Genomic DNA, 17,429 nt, shown 5'->3' with positions numbered 1-17,429 from the left:
TGCTGCCCGGTGAGGTGCGCCGGGCACCGGCTCCTCCCAAGGGACCGCGCCCTCTCCGTACTGGGGAGGACCGTGACCCTTACATCTAACGACCCTTGTGCGGGGCGATGATCAGGGTCCGCGCGCGGGCCGTCCTAGGGTGTGCGCATGACGACCACGTATGCGGCGCTGCTGCGCGGAATCAACGTCGGCGGCAGCAGGAAGGTCCCCATGGGCGACCTGCGCACCCTGATGGAAGACCTCGGACATGGCGGGGTACGCAGCTACCTCCAGAGCGGGCAGGCCGTGTTCACGGCCGACCACGGCGACGAGGAGACCCTGGCCGCCGAGCTCGCGGGCGCGATCGAGAAGCGGTTCGGCTTCGCCGTCGACGTGATCGTCCGCGACCACGCCTACCTGAAGGCCATCGCCGAGGCCTGCCCCTTCCCGGCCGCCGAGCTGGAGGCCAAGCAGCTCCACGTCACCTACTTCTCCGCGCCCGTGGACGCGGACCGCTTCGCGGAGATCGACCGGGCCGCCTACCTCCCGGAGGAGTTCCGCCTCGGCGACCGCGCCCTGTACCTCTACGCCCCGAACGGCCTCGGCCGCTCCAAGCTCGCCGAGCACCTGTCCAAACCGAGGCTGAACAAGGGCGTGATCGCCACCAGCCGCAACTGGAACACCGTCGTCAAGCTGGTGGAGATGACGGGTGCCTGACCGAGATCCCGCTGTGGAGGCCGCTGTACGGGGCGAGTTGCGGCTCCTGGACCCCGAGGTGCGGGCCTCGCCCGAGCTGGTGGGCGCGCTGCTGCACCCCGAGTTCCACGAGTTCGGCGCGTCCGGGCGGCACTGGGACCGCGCATCGATCATCGCCGCCCTGGCCGGAGCCTCGGACCAGGAGGCCGGGCCGATCACGGCGTTCGGGATGAAGGGGGTCCGACTCGCGCCCGACGTCGTTCATCTCACCTTCGACACGGAGCACAACGGCGTCCGGGCACACCGTAGTTCACTGTGGCGGCGCACACCGAGCGGGTGGCTGCTGTACTTCCACCAGGCGACGCCGTTCGCAGGATGACCCACCGGGCGCTCGGCGGTCGATCCCCCTGTGCGAGGCTCCTCCCATGCGCTACATCATCATCGGGGCAGGGGCGGTCGGCGGGGCCGTCGGCGGGCGGCTCGCGGAGGCCGGGCACGAGGTCGTTCTGGTCGCGCGGGGAGCGCAGTACGCGGCGCTCAGGGACGGCGGACTGCGGCTGCGAGTGCCGGAGGGCGAGTTCACCTACCGGCTCCCGGTCGTGGAGGGTCCGGCCGGACTCGGCGTACTGCGCGCCGACGACGTGCTCGTCCTCGCCGTGAAGACCCAGGACACGGAAGGCGCCCTGGACGCGTGGGGGCCGGCCCCGGTCGAGGGCGGCGGCACGGCGGGCGAGCGGCTGCCGCTGCTGTGCGCGCAGAACGGCGTGGAGGGGCAGCGCATGGCCCTACGGCGATTCCGGCGTGTGTACGGCGTCTGCGTCTGGCTGCCGGCGGCCTTCGTGGAACCCGGGCTGGTCTCCGCCGCGGGCAGCCCGCTCACCGGCATCCTGCACCTGGGCGTGTACCCGCACGGCACGGACGAGACCGCCCGGCGGATCGCCGCCGACCTGGAGAAGTCGAGGTTCGAGGCGCCCGTCGTGCCGGACCTCGCCCGCTGGCAGTACGCCAAACTGCTGGCCAACCTCGCCAACGCCGTCGAGGCGGTCGCCGGTCCTGTCGAGGACGGAAAGGCCGTGGCGCTCGTCGAGCGGGTACAGGCCGAGGGCGTGGCCGTCCTTGAGGCCGCCGGAATCGCGTACACGAGTCCCGAGGAACAGCGCGAGGCCCGCGGCGACAAGATCACCCTGCTGCCCCTCGACGACGCCCCGCGCGGCGGCGGCTCCTCCTGGCAGTCCCTCACCCGCGGCACCGGCACCATCGAGGCCGACTACCTCAACGGCGAGATCGCCCTCCTCGGCCGCCTGCACGGCGTCCCGACCCCGCTGAACGACCTCCTCCAGCGGCTCGCCAACAGCTACGCCCGCGAACGCAGGGAGGCCGGGTCGATGCCGGTGGGAGAACTGGTACGGCTGGCCGACGAGGCCGTTGCAGCCGTAGAAAATCAGCGCTCGGGAAAGTAGTGCCGTCTCACGCGCTCACCGGCAGCAGCACCCGCGCCGACGCGGTGGCGTACCGCCGCAGCAGCACCCGCGCCACCTCCGGCGCGGGGCCCAGCACCTGGGCCAGGACGTCCGCCTCGGCCGCGCCCCGCGCGATGCGGTCGGGCAGGAACCCCGGGGCGAGCACGTACGGCGCCACGGCCACCTTCGCGCAGCCGAGAGCCCGCAGTTCCCGCACCGCGTCCTCGGTGCGGGGCAGGGCCGCGGAGGCGAACGCAGGCCGCACGGCGCACCAACCGGTGTGCCGCCACTCCCGCGCGATGTCAGCGATCACTGCGATCGCCTCCGGGTCGGTGGACCCCGCCGAGGCCAGCACGACCCCGGTCGAGGACTTGTCGGCGGGCGTCAACCCCGCCTCGTACAGCCGCCGTTCGAGCGCCGACAGCAGCAGCGGCGAGGGTCCGAGCACCTCCGCCTGCCGGATCCGCAGCTGCGGCGGCGCGTCCCGCAGCACCGCGGGGATGTCCGCCTTCGCATGGAACGCCCGCGTCAACAGCAGTGGCAGCGCTACGACGTCACGGACGCCCTCCGCCGCCAGGGACTCCAACACCCCCTGCACGGAAGGGATGTTGAAGTCCAGGAAGCCCGTCTCCACCCGTACGTCCGGGCGCAGCGAGCGCACCCGGCGTACGAGAGCGTGCACCGTCGCGGCATGCCGCGGGTCGCGGCTGCCGTGGGCGATGACCAGGAGAACGGGCTTCATGGGACTCAGCTCTTCACCAGCAGACCTCGGCTGCGCAGCACCCACCGCTCCAGCGGGCTGAAGATCAGCAGGTCGATCGCGATGCCGACGAACAGGATGAGCAGGATCGCCTCGAACACCATGGCCATGTCGCTGTTGGTGCGGCCGTTCTCCAGCAGCTGGCCGAGGCCCACGCCCAGATCGGGGAACTGGGCGATGATCTCCGCGGCCATCAGCGAGCGCCAGGAGAACGCCCAGCCCTGCTTGAGGCCCGCCACATAACCGGGCAGCGCGGCAGGCAGCGTGATGTGCCAGATGCCCTTGATGCCCGTCGCACCCATCGTGCGGCCGGCCCGCAGGAACAGCGGCGGCACCTGGTCGACGCCGGACACCAGACCGTTGGCGATGGAGGGGACCGCGCCGAGCAGGATCACGGCGTACATCATGGAGTTGTTCAGGCCCAGCCAGATCACTGCCGGCGGCACCCACGCCACCGACGGCAGCGACTGCAGGCCGGACAGGATCGGGCCGATGGCCGCGCGGATGAACTTCACCCGGGCCACGATCAGGCCCAGCGGGGTGCCGATGAGCAGGGCGAAGAAGAAGCCCAGCAGACCGCGCGAGACGCTGGTCCAGATGTAACCGAGCAGATCGCCCTGGAGCCAGGCCTCCTTGAACGTGGAGCCCACGGCCGCCGGCGACGGCAGCTTGGACGGGTCGTCGACGATCGGGTAGAGGAGCGTCCAGACCGCGAGGACCACCGCGAGCGCGATGACCGGCGGAAGGATCTTGTTGACGAGGGTCTGCCGGAGGGTCGGCCGGCCGGTGGCCCGGGTCTCCAGCGCGTCGAGGCCCGCCTCTACGCTCCCGGCGTCCTGGGCCGGTGTCGTGTCAGTGCTGGCCATGACGGCGGATCTCCCCACGCAGTTCTTCGGTGATCTCACGGGCCAGTTCGGCCACGGGCGCGTCCTCGATGCGGCGCGGCTGCGGGATGTCGACCGTCCACTCGCGCGCGATCCGGCCGGGACGGGAGGACAGCAGGATCACGCGCTGCGCGAGCCGTACCGCCTCGCGCACGTTGTGCGTGACGAACAGGACGGAGATGCCGGTCTCCGTCCAGATCCGGGTGATCTCGTCGTGCAGCACGTCCCGCGTGATGGCGTCGAGGGCCGCGAACGGCTCGTCCATCAGCATCAGGTTGCTCTCCTGCCCCAGCGCGCGGGCCAGTGCCACGCGCTGGCGCATACCGCCCGACAGCTCGTGGACGCGCTTGCCGTACGCGCCCTTCAGCCGGACCAGTTCGAGCAGCTCCTCGGCCTTGTCGCGCCGCTCGGGCTTGGGAACTCCCCTGAGCTTCAGGGCGAGTTCGATGTTCTTGCCCGCGGTCAGCCACGGGAAGAGGGCGTGCTCCTGGAACATCAGGGCGGGGCGGCCGTCGGTCGTGATGGCGCCCGTGCTGGGCTGGTCCAGTCCCGCCACCAGGTTCAGCAGCGTGGACTTGCCGCAGCCCGAGGCCCCCAGGAGGGTGACGAACTCGCCCGGCGCGACATCGATGCTGATGTCGTCCAGGACGAGCTGCTGTCCACCCGGTCCCGCGAAGGACTTCGAGACGTGCTCAAGGCGTGCGGCGTGCTCGACGGTCTCGTCGGCCTTGGCGAGCGTCGTGGTCGTGGCCATGGTCGTCACCTCCTGGGAACTCTTCGGGGACCGGGGTCAGCTGGTGCCGAGACCGGCGGCGTCGACCGGGGCCTCGCCGTCGGCCTTGAGGACCTTGTTGAGGATCGTGAGGTCGTAGATCCCGTTCAGGTCGGGCTTCTTCAGCAGACCGGCCTTGACCGCGTGCTCGGCCTCCGTGTTGAGCGTGGCGGCCAGCGGGTCGTTGGTGAACTGGATCGACTTCCAGGCCGGGTCCAGGACCTCGGGCTTGAGCGCCTTGCCGGAGTCCGCCTCAAGCTGCTTGTTCGCCGCCGCCTTCGCCGCGTCCGGATTGGCGTTGATCCACTTGTTGGCTTCCACCGACGCCTTCAGGACGGCCTCGACCGCCTTCGGGTGCTCCTTGAGGAAGTCCTGCCGCACGATGATGTTCGTGATCACGAACTTCTTGTCCGGCCACAGCGACGCCTCGTCGAGCAGCACCTTGCCGCCCTCGGCGACCAGCTTCGACGCGGTCGGCTCCGGCACCCAGGCGCCGTCGATGGAACCGGCCTTGTAGGCGTCCGGCGTGATCTTGTTGTCCGTGCGGACGACGGTGACGTCACCCTTGCCGCTCTGCGCGTCGACCTTCCAGCCCTGGTCGGCGATCCAGTTGAGGAACGCCACGTCCTGCGTGTTGCCGAGCTGCGGGGTGGCGATCTTCTTGCCCTTGACGTCCTTGAGGGACTTGATCTTGTCCGGGTTGACGACCAGCTTCACACCGCCGGAGGCCGAACCGCCGATGATCTTCAGGCTCTTGCCGCCCGACTTGACGTAGCCGTTGATCGACGGGGAGGGACCGATCCAGCCGATGTCGATCGACTTGGAGTTGAGCGCCTCGATCTCGGAAGGGCCGGCGTTGAAGGTCGCGTACGAGGCCTTGGTGGCCCCGAGCTCCTTCTGGAAGAAGCCCTTGTCCACCCCGACGAGCGCGGTGCCGTGGGTCAGGTTGCCGAAGTAGCCGATCTTGACGGAGTCGAGCCCGTCGATCTTCTTGGCCCCGGCGGCGACCTTGGCGGTCCCGTCGTCCTTCGCGTCGGAGCCGTAACCGCAGGCGGCGAGGGTGAGCAGTGGAAGCGCGGCGATGACCGCGAGACCGCGGCGGAGAGCGGATGTAGCAGGCACGGGAGGTGTTCCTCTCGGAGGCCCGGCGGTCACGGTCTTTCAGGTCGTGGCCGGGAGGTCGGCAGGTCTGCGTCTACGGCTGTGGGGGGACGGGGCGCGCAAGCGGTGCGCGTACGTCAGCGCACACATCGCGCCACTCCGCCCTGCCCGCTGCCGAGCGCACCGCTGCCTACGCGGCCGCCCTCCTTCGCGAACGTGGAGTAGTAGTCGGTGGAGTTCATGTCAGAAGTCCCACCCGTCGTCGTCGGACTCGTCCTTGACGGGCTCCGGGGACGCGAATGACTCGCCGACCATGCCGGCGGTGAGCGTGGTGCCGTCGTTCGGGTCGATGAGGATGAACGACCCGGTGCGCCGCGAGTCGGAGTAGGAGTCGACGGGCAGCGGCTCGGCGGTACGGATCTTCACGCGGCCGATGTCGTTGGCGATGAGCTGTCCCGGGTGCGGGTGCAGGGACAGGTCGTCCAGCGTGAGCCGGGACGGGATGTCCTTGACGATCGCCTTGACCGTGCGGGTGCCGTGCTTGAGCAGTACCCGGTGGCCGACGGTCAGCGGGGCGTCGGCGACGTGGCACACGGTCGCCTCGATGTCCTGGGTGGTCGGCGGGGCGTCCTTGCTGGGCACCAGCAGGTCACCGCGCGAGATGTCGATGTCGTCCTCCAGGAGGATCGTCACCGACTGGGTCGTCCAGGCGATGTCGACCGGCTCACCGAGCAGGTCGATGCCGGCGATCTTCGTGGACCGGCCCGACGGCAGCACGGTGATCTGCTCGCCGACGCGGAAGGAACCGGCGGCGATCTGACCGGCGTAGCCCCGGTAGTCGGGGTGCTCGGCGGTCTGCGGCCGGATCACGTACTGCACGGGAAGGCGCGCGTGGCAGTGGCTCAGGTCGTGGGTGACCGGGACCGTCTCCAGGTGCTCCAGGACGGTCGGGCCGCCGTACCAGTCCATGTTCGCGGACGGCTCCACCACGTTGTCACCGGCGAGCGCCGAGATCGGGATCGCGGTGACCTCCGGGACGCCCAGTTCGAGCGCGTACGCCGTGAACTCCTCGGCGATCGCGGCGAAAACGGGCTCGGCGTAGTCGACGAGGTCCATCTTGTTGACGGCCAGCACCACGTGCGGCACCCGCAGCAGCGCCGCGAGGGCGGCGTGCCGGCGGGTCTGCTCGACGACGCCGTTGCGGGCGTCGATGAGGATCACCGTCAGCTCGGCCGTGGAGGCACCCGTCACCATGTTGCGGGTGTACTGCACGTGGCCGGGCGTGTCGGCGAGGATGAACCGGCGCTTCGGCGTCGCGAAGTAGCGGTACGCGACGTCGATGGTGATGCCCTGCTCCCGCTCGGCACGCAGGCCGTCCGTCAGCAGCGCGAGGTCCGGGCCCTCGGCGCCCCGGCTAGCCGACGCGCGCTCCACGGCCTCCAGCTGGTCCGTGAGGATCGACTTGGAGTCGTGCAGCAGCCGGCCGACGAGGGTCGACTTGCCGTCGTCGACCGAACCGGCGGTCGCGAACCGCAGCAGGGTCGTCTCGGTGAGTTCCGTGGTGGTGCTCATGCTTAGAAGTACCCCTCGCGCTTACGGTCTTCCATCGCGGCCTCGGACATCTTGTCGTCGGCGCGGGTGGCGCCGCGCTCGGTGAGCCGGGAGGCGGCGATCTCCGTGATGACCTGCTCCAGCGTCACGGCGTCGGAGTCGACGGCACCCGTGCAGGACATGTCACCGACGGTCCGGTAGCGCACGAGACGCTTCTCGACGGTCTCGCCGTCCTTGGGGCCGCCCCACTCGCCCGCCGTCAGCCACATGCCGCTGCGCGAGAACACCTCACGCTCGTGGGCGAAGTAGATCTCCGGGAGCTCGATGCCCTCGCGGGCGATGTACTGCCAGACGTCCAGCTCGGTCCAGTTGGACAACGGAAAGACGCGGACGTGTTCGCCGGGGGCGTGGCGGCCGTTGTACAGGTTCCACAGTTCGGGACGCTGACGGCGCGGGTCCCACTGGGAGAACTCGTCCCGCAGCGAGAACACCCGCTCCTTGGCCCGGGCCTTCTCCTCGTCCCGACGGCCACCGCCGAAGACGGCGTCGAACTTCTCCGCCTGGATCTTCTCGGTGAGCGGGAGGGTCTGCAGCGGGTTGCGCGTGCCGTCCGGGCGCTCCTTGAGGACACCCCGGTCGATGTAGTCCTGCACGGAGGCGACATGCAGCCGCAGACCGTGCCGGTCGACCGTACGGTCGCGGTACTCCAGGACCTCGGGGAAGTTGTGTCCGGTGTCCACGTGCAGCAGCGAGAAGGGGACCGCCGCGGGGGCGAACGCCTTCAGCGCCAGATGCAGCATGACGATGGAGTCCTTGCCGCCGGAGAACAGGATCACCGGCCGCTCGAACTCACCCGCCACCTCACGGAAGATGTGCACCGCCTCGGACTCCAGCGCGTCCAGGTGGGACAGGGCGTACGGAGCCTCCGTGCCCTCCTCCACCTTCGCAACGGTCGTCGTCATGCCAGTCCCCTCTCGGTGAGCAGCGCGTGAACCGCCGCCGCGGACTCGTGGACGGTCTGGTTCTGCGACTCGATGCGCAGATCGGGCGACTCGGGCTCCTCGTAGGGGTCGTCGACCCCGGTCAGCCCGGACAGCTCACCCGCGGCCTGCTTGGCGTACAGGCCCTTCACATCGCGTACGGAGCACACCTCGACCGGAGTCGCCACGTGGATCTCGAGGTAGGCCGCGCCGCTCTCCTGGTGGCGCTTGCGCACCGCGTCACGGCTGTCGGCGTACGGCGCGATGACCGGGACCAGCGCCTTCACACCGTTGCGGGCGAGCAGTTCGGCGAGGAAGCCGATGCGCTGCACGTTGGTGTGCCGGTCCTCGCGGCTGAAGCCGAGGCCCGCCGAGATGAACTCGCGGATCTCGTCGCCGTCGAGCACCTCGACGAGGTGGCCCTCCTCGCGCAGCCGGCCGGCCAGCTCGTACGCGATGGTGGTCTTGCCGGCACTCGGCAGACCCGTGAGCCAGACGGTGGCTCCGGTCGTCACGTGCAACTCCTTGGTCGATGTCGTCATCCGTGCAGCCCGCACTCGGTCTTGGCGCTGCCCGCCCAGCGGCCGGCGCGCGCGTCCTCGCCCTCCAGGACACGGCGGGTGCAGGGGGCGCAACCGACGGAGGCGTAGCCGTCCATCAGCAGCGGGTTGGTGAGGACGCCGTGTTCGGCGACATACGCGTCCACGTCGTCCTGGGTCCAGCGGGCGATCGGGGAGACCTTGACCTTCTGCCGCTTCTCGTCCCAGCCGACCACCGGGGTGTTCGCCCGGGTCGGCGACTCGTCGCGGCGCAGACCGGTCGCCCAGGCCAGGTAGTCCGTCAGGCCCCGCTCCAGCGGCTCGACCTTGCGCATCCTGCAGCACAGGTCGGGGTCGCGGTCGTGCAGCTTCGGGCCGAACTCGGCGTCCTGCTCGGCGACCGTCCGCGTCGGTGACAGCGTGATGACGTTGACGTCCATCACGGCCTCGACCGCGTCCCGGGTGCCGATGGTCTCCTCGAAGTGGTAGCCGGTGTCGAGGAAGACGACGTCCACGCCCTTGAGGACCCGGGACGCCAGATGCGCCACCACCGCGTCCTCCATCGAGGAGGTCACGCAGAAGCGCTTGCCGAAGGTGTCGACCGCCCACTGGAGGATCTCCAGTGCCGAGGCGTCCTCCAGGTCGCGGCCCGCCTGCTCGGCGAGCGCCTTGAGATCCTCGGTCGTGCGCTCTTCCTGAATCGCCGTCATATCTGATCTCCCCCTGCGTCGGTGTGCCGAAGGCCCCGGGCGAGCAGCCCGAGGAACTTCAACTGGAATGCGCGGTTGCACGCCGCGCATTCCCACGCGCCGTGAGACTGCTCGCTCGGACGGAGGTCCTCGTCGCCGCAGTAGGGGCAGTAGAAGGGGGCGGCCCGCTCGCTCATGAGAGGGCCTCCTCGCTGGCACGCGAGGCCCAGGCGGCGAAGCGCTCGCCGTCCTCGCGCTCGGCCTGGAAGCGCTTGAGGACGCGCTCGACGTAGTCGGGCAGCTCCTCGGAGGTGACCTTCAGACCGCGCACCTTGCGGCCGAACGCGGCCTCCAGGCCGAGCGCGCCGCCCAGGTGCACCTGGTAGCCCTCGACCTGCTCGCCCCGGTCGTTGAGGACCAGCTGGCCCTTGAGACCGATGTCCGCCACCTGGATACGGGCGCAGGCGTTCGGGCAGCCGTTGAGGTTGATGGTGAGCGGCTCGTCGAAGTCCGGGATCCGGCGCTCCAGTTCGTCGATCAGCGAGGAACCGCGCTGCTTGGTCTCGACGATGGCGAGCTTGCAGTACTCGATGCCGGTGCAGGCCATGGTGCCGCGCCGGAACGGGGACGGCTTGGCGGTGAGGTCGAGCGCCTCCAGGGCCTCGACGAGCGGCTGGACCTGCGCCTCCTCGACATCGAGGATGATCATCTTCTGCTCGACGGTGGTCCGGACCCGGCCCGAGCCGTGCGCCTCCGCGGCCTCGGCGATCTTCGTCAGCGTGGTGCCGTCGACACGGCCGACGCGCGGGGCGAAACCGACGTAGAACAGGCCGTCCTTCTGGCGGTGCACGCCGACGTGGTCGCGCCAGCGGCCCGAGGGCTCGGCCGGCGCGGGGCCGTCGACCAGCTTGCGCTCGAGGTAGTCGTCCTCCAGGACCTGGCGGAACTTCTCCGGCCCCCAGTCGGCGACGAGGAACTTCAGACGGGCCCGGGTGCGCAGGCGGCGGTAGCCCCAGTCGCGGAAGATGCCGACCACACCGGCCCACACCTCGGGCACCTCGTCCAGCGGAACCCAGGCGCCGAGCCGGACGCCGAGCTTCGGGTTGGTGGACAGACCGCCGCCGACCCACAGGTCGAAACCGGGGCCGTGCTCGGGGTGCTCGACGCCGACGAAGGCGATGTCGTTGATCTCGTGGACCACGTCGAGGAGCGGGGAGCCGGAGATCGCCGTCTTGAACTTGCGGGGCAGGTTGGAGAACTCCTTGCTGCCGATGTACCGCTCGTGGATCTCGTCGATCGCCCAGGAGCCGTCGATGATCTCGTCCTCGGCGATCCCGGCGACCGGCGAGCCGATGATCACACGCGGGGTGTCACCGCAGGCCTCGGTCGTGGACAGCCCGACCGCCTCCAGGCGGTTCCAGATCTCCGGGACGTCCTCGATGCGGATCCAGTGCAGCTGGATGTTCTGCCGGTCGGTGACGTCCGCGCTGCCGCGCGCGAACTCCTCGGAGATCTCGCCGATCACCCGCAGCTGCTGGGTGGTCAGGCGTCCGCCGTCGATCCGCACCCGCAGCATGAAGTACTTGTCGTCCAGCTCCTCCGGCTCCAGGATCGCGGTCTTGCCGCCGTCGATCCCGGGCTTGCGCTGGGTGTAGAGGCCCCACCAGCGCATCCGGCCGCGCAGGTCGTTGGGGTCGATCGAGTCGAAGCCGCGCTTCGAGTAGATCGTCTCAATGCGTGTCCGCACATTGAGACCGTCGTCGTCCTTCTTGAACTGCTCGTTGCCGTTCAGCGGGGTGTGGTGCCCCGCGGCCCACTGACCCTCACCGCGGTGACGGCTCACCTTGCGGCGGGGCGCTGCGGCGGCAGGGTTCTGCGGGGTGGCGGCCATGGTTCTACGTCCTTCGGGACAGGCGGAAAGCGGCTCTTACCTGCGCGTACGGGCGCATGGGTGTACCTGCGCGGCATTGCGCGGGGAGGAGAACGAGAGGATGTGTCGGGTGACGCTGCGGCTCGTCAGCGCACCGGACAGATGGCGCTGGACATGCGGCCGAGGTCGACGTGCCGCCGACTCACCAAGGCAATTCCAGTTCCAGACATGACGGAAGCGTGTCATGGCGATCTGGACACAGTCCAGCTTTATCCACCATGTGGACACCCTTGTCTCGACAGGCGAGACCAGGGTGTCGTTGGTCACAAAGATCGCGGGGTCTCTTGTTCCCGCAGGTCAGGCCGGGTATGCCCCGGGCCAGGGGCCGGGTGTGGGGGCCTCGGCCTCCTCCTCGACCTTGGTGTCGAAGAGCTTGAAGCCACGGCGCTGGTAGTTGCCCATCGCGTGCTCGCCGTCCTTGGAGCAGGTGTGCAGCCAGACCCGCTTGGTGTCGGTCAGCCCCGGCCAGCGGTCCGCGAGGTCCCAGGCGCGAGCGGCGCCGTAGGAGAGGAGGTGGCCGCCGATCCGCTTGCCGCGGAACGCCGGGATCAGGCCGAAGTACGCGATCTCCACGACGCCGTCGTCCTGCGGGGCGAGTTCGACGTAGCCGGCGGGGGTGCCGTGGTCGTAGGCGACCCAGGTCTCCACGCCGGGACGCTCCAGGTGCTCCCGCCACTGGGCGTACGTCCACGAGAGCCGGTCGATCCACCGGATGTCGCCGCCCACGGAGGCGTAGAGGTAGCGGCTGAACTCGGGGGAGGGGACTTCCGCGCGGCGGATCCGGACGTCGCCCTCCGGGGGCTCGGCCGGGAGGAGGTCGGTCGGAGCGGTCTGTTCCAGGGACCAGGTGGTCACGGCGATGTTCGGCATGCCGGTCAGGGAATCATCTATCCCAGAGATCTGTCGATCGAGGCCAGCGGCAGCGCGAACAGGACCCTGCCCGACTGGGACCACACGTCGCCCGTCTGTTCCCAGTACGACAGGGACTCCGACTCCCCGCTCCAGCAGCTGCGGGTCTCGTCCGAGCCGCAGCGGGCGGCCTTCGCGGGGTCCTTCGCGTTCTGGCGCCACAGGGTGCCGTGGTCGCCCTCGGTGTGGGCCGCGCGGCCCAGGTACCACTGGGAGTCGTACGACAGGACGGGGCCGGAGCCGGAGGCCTTCGTGACGTACGCCTCGGCCACGCGCGCGTAGCCGCCGGGGGCCGTGGCCAGGAGGCCGGAGCGGGCGGGGGAGGTGCTGAAGTCGTAGCGCCACACCCGGGTCCCGGCGTCACCGTCCCCGGAGACCCACTCGCTCGCGACCAGGCTGTCCGGGGCGGTGCTGCGGTCCAGGGAGAGGTAGTCGGGGCGGGCGGCGCCCGTGCCGGCGGTCGGGCGGTAGGAGGCGACCGCGGGCAGGACCCACTGGGCGCCGTGCGCCGACCAGCCGCCGCGTACCTTGCCGACCGCGTCGCTGTCGACGGTGGCCCGTTGGACGCGGTTCATGTCGTAGACGTACAGCGCCTCGCCGCCGTCGCCGCTCGCGGTGACCAGCAGCTTGTTCTGGTACCAGACCATGCCGGAGACCTGGGAGACGAGTCCGCGGTAGTCGCGCCCGCCGTCGACCGGGACGGCGAGGAGGACCCAGGAGTAGGTGAGCCGGTCCAGGTCGTCCGCGTCGACGAACGCGACCCGGGCCAGGCCCCCGTCGTGCGCCGCGGTGCCGGTGCGGCTCCACGAGGAGAGGATCACGCGGTGGGCGCCCCACCGGCCGTCGTCGTCGGCGTCTCCGGAGGTGGTGACCGCCCCGGCCCGCCAGGAGCGGGTGTCGGCGGTGTCCCAGCAGTACGCGGCGGTGGCCTCCGGGGCCACGGGCAGCGCCCTGCGCTCGCCGGCCGTGCAGTCGATCGCGTCGCCCAGGCTCCGGTCGGCGGAGTCGAGGACGGCGGAGACGCCGGCCGGACGTCCCATCGCGGAGGAGAGACGGTCGAGGTCGCTCTGCGGTACCCGGGACTCCTTCAGGCCCAGCGGGTCGGTCTCGGCGGCCGAGGTGAGCGGCTTCAGCGTCCCGGGGTTGGCGGCGACCGTGGCCTGGGAGGCACTGATCATGGTGGCGGCGGCGGTCAGTGCGAGGGCGGTACCGGCCAGGAAGGCGCGCAGTGCTTGGCCCCGCTTGCGCCTGCGGTGTCTGCCACGTTGCTTCATACCGTCCTCCCGAGGCGGGCCAACTGCGCCTGTTGATCTGTACGTTGACCGAGGAGCAGGTGGGGTGGCCCGTAGAGGGATGCTACGGCAGTGAGGCGCCGCTGGGGGCGAAGACGCTGCAATTATGCGGAAGATGCGCCCAGATCGAGGGTTTTCACTCGGTCTGGGTGGCGGCGCGGGCCCCGAGTACCGCCGGGGCGGTCGAGTGCGGCAGCAGGTCGCCCGGACGGCCCGGCAGCAGCACCTCGACCTCGGCGTCCTCGCAGAAACGATACGGCCGGTGTTCCAGAAACGCCCCGAGATAGCGCCTTACCCGGGACATCTCCGCGCGCACGGTCACCGTACGGCCCGGGTCGCCGAACATGTCCTCGGCCAGGCCCGCCGCACTGCGGCCCGAGCGGTGCAGGGCCAGCAGGTAGAGCAACTCGGCATGCCGGGGACTCAGTTCGTGGCTCCAGGTGCCCGCGCCGCCCGACACCGTCACCGACCAGCGGCGCGGCTGCGCGAGGTCCAGCACGATCCGGGTGACGCCCTGCGGCTCCGGTTCGTCGGCGGCGCGGATCAACCAGCCGCCCGCCAGCGGCTCCAGCGCGCACAGACCGAGCGCCGGCAGCCACCGGCGGCCCGGCGAGAGGGACTTGGGCAGCGCGATCCGATGCGGATACGGCATTCCGGTCACGGCCGCCGTCCAGCCGTCCCGGTCCACCACCAGGGCCCGGCCGCTGAGCCGGGCGAGCACCGGCGCCGCGACGGCCCGCAGCCGCTCCAGAGTGGTCAGATGCAGCTCGCGCAGCCGGGACTCGGCGAGCTTGGCCACCGAGTCGACCCAGGCGAGCGTCGCCGGGTGCATGGTGTCCAGCGGCCCGCTCACGTCGACCACGCCGATCAGCCGGCCGTCCCGGGGGTCCTTGATCGGGGCACCGGTGCAGGTCCAGGAGGTCTGAGAGCGGACGAAGTGCTCGGAGGCGAAGACCTGGACGGGACGGCGCACCACCACCGGGGTGCCGATGCCGTTCGTGCCGACGACGTCCTCCCGCCAGTCCGCGCCGAGTTCGAAGCCGGTGCCGTCGGCCTTGCGCAGCACGGGGGAGCTGCCCTCCCGCCACAGCACCCGGCCGTCCTCGTCGGCGACCACCATGATGTGGTGGGCGACGTCCGCGACCGACAGCAGCCCCTCCCGCAGGACCGGCAGGACGTGCCGGAGCGGGGTGCTCTCCCGGCGCCGCTGCACCTCCTCGGGCGCCAGCAGCCCTGACCGGAAGTCGTGGTCCGGGTCGACGCCGCCGCGCAGCATACGGGTCCAGGACTCCTCGATCACGGGGCGCGGAGCGACGGGCGCGGGCCGGCCGGACAGGGTGGCCGACCGGATGTCGTTCAGTACCCGCGCCGCACGTGCCGTGTCCACGGTGGCTAGGTGGGTCACATGCGTCGGCGAGAGCGGCACTGGTCCTCCCGGTCCCGGGTTCATTGACTGTCCGTCTCATAGTGCCGGTCGTGTCTCGGGCAGGAACACAGTCCGCCCACAGACGCCAGGAAGTTGCAACCCCCTGCAACCCTGGTGGTGGGCTCCGGCTTGTTTGAAACTTGGGCGAACGCCGTCTCGCAGCGGCGTTCTCCGGCCTCCGAGGGCCGCAACGGGGGTGGTGCCGTGTCGGCGCAGCACCACCCCCGTTCAACCGGTGAACAGGTCAGTGCACCGGACGGGCTCGGTCCACCACCGACGCCAGGTCCAGGGTCGAGGGCAATGTGCCGAAGGCCGATCCCGCGTCGCCGCCCAGGCGGGAAGCGCAGAACGCGTCGGCGACCTCCGCTGGGGCGTGGCGGACGAGCAGGGAGCCCTGCAGGACGAGCGCGAGTCGTTCCGTCAGGTGGCGGGCGCGGCCCTCGATGCCCTCCAGATCGGCCAGTTCGGTGAAGAGGTGCTTCGTCGCCGCGTCCAGGCGGTGGTCGGCGCCCCGGGTCCGGCCGATCTCCAGGAGGTAGGCGTTCAGGGCCTGGGGTTCTCGCCTGAGGACCCTCAGGACGTCCAGGGCCTGGATGTTGCCCGCACCCTCCCAGATGGAGTTCAGCGGTGACTCGCGGACCAGGCGGGGCATGCCCGACTCCTCCACGTAGCCGTTGCCGCCCAGGCATTCGGCGGCCTCCACCGTCAGCGGGGTGCAGCGCTTGGTGATCCAGTACTTGGCCGCCGGTACCGCGATCCTCAGGAAGGCCCGTTCCTGTTCGTCGCCCTTGTCGTAGGCGGCCGCCAGACGCAGGGCGAGGGTGGTCGCCGCCTCGGACTCCAGGGCCAGGTCGGCCAGGACGTTGCGCATCAGCGGCTTGTCGACGAGCTTGCCGCCGAAGGCCTCGCGGTGGGTGCAGTGGTGGATCGCCTGGGCGACGGCCTGGCGCATCAGGCCCGCCGAGCCCAGCACACAGTCGAGCCGGGTCGCCGCGACCATCTCGATGATGGTGCGGACCCCGCGCCCCTCGTCGCCCACCCGGCGGGCCCAGGTCCGGTCGAACTCGACCTCGCCGGAGGCGTTGGAACGGTTGCCGAGCTTGTCCTTGAGGCGCTGGAGGAGAAAAGTGTTGCGGGTGCCGTCCTCCAGGACGCGCGGGACGAGGAAGCAGGTGAGCCCGCCCGGGGCCTGGGCGAGGACGAGGAAGCCGTCCGACATGGGCGCGGAACAGAACCACTTGTGGCCGGTCAGCTCGTAGGTCTCGCCGTCGGGCAGGGGCCGTGCGGACGTGGCGTTCGCCCGGACGTCGCTGCCGCCCTGCTTCTCCGTCATGCCCATACCGAAGAGCGCCCCCGCCTTGAGGTGGGCGGGCCGCAGCTCGCGGTCGTAGACCATGGACGTGAGGCGGGGCTCCCACTCGGCGGCCAGGTCCGGGTCGGTGCGCAGGGCGGGGACCGCCGCGTGGGTCATCGACAGCGGACAGCAGTTGCCCGCGTCTACCTGCGTCCACAGGAGGAAGGCCGCCGCTCGCCGCACATGGCCCCCGGGGCGGGCCCAGGCGGCGGTCAGACCCGCCGAGACGCCCTTGCCGAGCACCCGGTGCCAGGCCGGATGGAACTCCACCTCGTCGATACGGTGGCCGTGACGGTCGTGGGTGCGCAGCCGGGGTGGGTTCTCGTTGGCCTGCAGGCCCCACTCCTGCACCTGCGCCGAGCCGCAGGCCCGGCCGAGCGCCGCCAGCTCACCGTGGACCTCGTCGAGCAGGTCCGGGTCGAGATGCCGTTCCACGGCCGCGCGCAGGGCGCGGTCGGCGCTGTAGGCGTCGTAGCCGATCAGCGGTGGGGGCTGGTTGGTCACGGTGTGCGTACTGCCTGCCATTCTGCGAACGTACCCCGGGGTACCCCACCGGTCACCTCACGGACACGGCACGGGGTCCCCGCGGGGGTGCCGGGCGCATCGCGGGGCCGGGCCCGCCGGGGCGCTGCGGGTCCGTGCGGGGTGGGCCGCTGGTCGCCGCGGGCGGGTGGGGCGGGACCTCGCCGCCACGGCAGCGGGTCGCTGCGGGGGGTGCTGGGCGTCTCGCGGTTGAGGGGGCCGCGGCGCGTGCGGGGATCGCCTCTGGCTGCCGCAGGCGCGTGTAGCGGTACCTCGCCGGTACGGCAGCGGTCGCCGCGGGGTTGGCGTGCGCCTTGCGGTTGCGGTGCCGGGTGTTCGGGGGCCATGCGGGATCGCCTCTGGTCGCCGCAGGCGCGTGTAGCGGTACCTCGCCGGTACGGCAGCGGTCGCCGCGGGGTTGGCGTGCGCCTTGCGGTTGCGGGGCCGGGTGTTCGGGGGCCATGCGGGATCGCCTCTGGTCGCCGCAGGCGCGTGTAGCGGTACCTCGTCGATATGGCAGCGGTCGGCGCGGGGTGCCGACCGCCTCACGGGCACGCAGCCGGGGTGCTGCGGGCGCCTTGCGGG

The 17,429-nt window shown here is 70.9% G+C and carries 17 protein-coding genes; 3 read left to right on the top strand and 14 right to left on the bottom strand.

Features of this window, described 5'->3' with window-relative positions:
- The first annotated feature begins 147 nt into the window (after nt 1-147).
- From M2157_RS12055 to M2157_RS12045, 3 genes are read left to right on the top strand one after another with little or no spacing between them, the layout of a single operon-like run.
- Complete coding sequence (locus M2157_RS12055; protein ID WP_280861822.1) at nt 148-696, top strand: DUF1697 domain-containing protein; 549 nt, start codon at nt 148-150, stop codon at nt 694-696.
- On the top strand, nt 689-1,054 hold the full coding sequence (locus M2157_RS12050; RefSeq protein WP_280861821.1) for a nuclear transport factor 2 family protein: 366 nt from the start codon (nt 689-691) through the stop codon (nt 1,052-1,054). Before M2157_RS12055 ends, M2157_RS12050 begins: the two co-directional genes overlap by 8 nt.
- Nucleotides 1,055-1,100: 46 nt before the next feature.
- Nucleotides 1,101-2,135: a 2-dehydropantoate 2-reductase N-terminal domain-containing protein gene (locus M2157_RS12045; RefSeq protein ID WP_280865240.1), complete on the top strand. Its 1,035-nt coding sequence runs from the start codon at nt 1,101-1,103 to the stop codon at nt 2,133-2,135.
- 7 nt (nt 2,136-2,142) lie between these two features.
- On the opposite strand, the gene M2157_RS12040 is transcribed toward M2157_RS12045, so the two are convergent.
- The 14 genes from M2157_RS12040 to M2157_RS11975 form a co-directional block, all read right to left on the bottom strand.
- On the bottom strand, nt 2,143-2,877 hold the full coding sequence (locus M2157_RS12040) for a sirohydrochlorin chelatase (RefSeq protein ID WP_280861819.1): 735 nt from the start codon (nt 2,875-2,877) through the stop codon (nt 2,143-2,145).
- Nucleotides 2,878-2,882: 5 nt separating this feature from the next.
- Nucleotides 2,883-3,761 (bottom strand): ABC transporter permease, encoded by an 879-nt coding sequence (locus M2157_RS12035; protein ID WP_280861818.1) that lies wholly within the window; start codon nt 3,759-3,761, stop codon nt 2,883-2,885.
- Nucleotides 3,748-4,533, bottom strand: coding sequence for an ABC transporter ATP-binding protein (locus M2157_RS12030; protein ID WP_280861817.1), 786 nt, complete (start codon nt 4,531-4,533; stop codon nt 3,748-3,750). The genes M2157_RS12035 and M2157_RS12030 overlap by 14 nt, the downstream gene beginning before the upstream one ends.
- A 36-nt stretch (nt 4,534-4,569) precedes the next feature.
- A complete protein-coding gene (locus M2157_RS12025; protein ID WP_280861816.1) occupies nt 4,570-5,673 on the bottom strand; it encodes an aliphatic sulfonate ABC transporter substrate-binding protein in 1,104 nt (367 codons plus the stop codon).
- 222 nt (nt 5,674-5,895) lie between these two features.
- On the bottom strand, nt 5,896-7,224 hold the full coding sequence (locus M2157_RS12020; protein ID WP_280865238.1) for a GTP-binding protein: 1,329 nt from the start codon (nt 7,222-7,224) through the stop codon (nt 5,896-5,898).
- A gap of 2 nt (nt 7,225-7,226) precedes the next feature.
- Nucleotides 7,227-8,165: a sulfate adenylyltransferase subunit CysD gene (gene cysD, locus M2157_RS12015; RefSeq protein ID WP_266509560.1), complete on the bottom strand. Its 939-nt coding sequence runs from the start codon at nt 8,163-8,165 to the stop codon at nt 7,227-7,229.
- On the bottom strand, nt 8,162-8,725 hold the full coding sequence (gene cysC, locus M2157_RS12010; protein WP_266509562.1) for an adenylyl-sulfate kinase: 564 nt from the start codon (nt 8,723-8,725) through the stop codon (nt 8,162-8,164). Before cysC ends, cysD begins: the two co-directional genes overlap by 4 nt.
- A complete protein-coding gene (locus tag M2157_RS12005) occupies nt 8,722-9,432 on the bottom strand; it encodes a phosphoadenylyl-sulfate reductase (protein WP_280861814.1) in 711 nt (236 codons plus the stop codon). The genes cysC and M2157_RS12005 overlap by 4 nt, the downstream gene beginning before the upstream one ends.
- Nucleotides 9,429-9,608 (bottom strand): hypothetical protein, encoded by a 180-nt coding sequence (locus M2157_RS12000; RefSeq protein ID WP_266557900.1) that lies wholly within the window; start codon nt 9,606-9,608, stop codon nt 9,429-9,431. Before M2157_RS12000 ends, M2157_RS12005 begins: the two co-directional genes overlap by 4 nt.
- Nucleotides 9,605-11,302, bottom strand: coding sequence for a nitrite/sulfite reductase (locus M2157_RS11995; RefSeq protein WP_280861813.1), 1,698 nt, complete (start codon nt 11,300-11,302; stop codon nt 9,605-9,607). Before M2157_RS11995 ends, M2157_RS12000 begins: the two co-directional genes overlap by 4 nt.
- 336 nt (nt 11,303-11,638) lie before the next feature.
- On the bottom strand, nt 11,639-12,211 hold the full coding sequence (locus M2157_RS11990) for a GNAT family N-acetyltransferase (RefSeq protein ID WP_280865237.1): 573 nt from the start codon (nt 12,209-12,211) through the stop codon (nt 11,639-11,641).
- Nucleotides 12,212-12,228: 17 nt separating this feature from the next.
- Complete coding sequence (locus M2157_RS11985; protein ID WP_280865236.1) at nt 12,229-13,524, bottom strand: hypothetical protein; 1,296 nt, start codon at nt 13,522-13,524, stop codon at nt 12,229-12,231.
- Between the two features lie 154 nt (nt 13,525-13,678).
- Nucleotides 13,679-14,992: a GAF domain-containing protein gene (locus M2157_RS11980; protein WP_280861810.1), complete on the bottom strand. Its 1,314-nt coding sequence runs from the start codon at nt 14,990-14,992 to the stop codon at nt 13,679-13,681.
- A gap of 220 nt (nt 14,993-15,212) precedes the next feature.
- The gene (locus M2157_RS11975; protein WP_280861809.1) at nt 15,213-16,847 is read right to left on the bottom strand and encodes an acyl-CoA dehydrogenase family protein; all 1,635 of its coding nucleotides are present in this window, start codon (nt 16,845-16,847) and stop codon (nt 15,213-15,215) included.
- Between the last annotated feature and the right edge of the window lie 582 nt (nt 16,848-17,429).

The sequence above is a fragment of the Streptomyces sp. SAI-127 genome (assembly GCF_029894425.1).
Taxonomy (GTDB): domain Bacteria; phylum Actinomycetota; class Actinomycetes; order Streptomycetales; family Streptomycetaceae; genus Streptomyces.
This window is presented reverse-complemented; position numbering and strand designations above follow the sequence as displayed.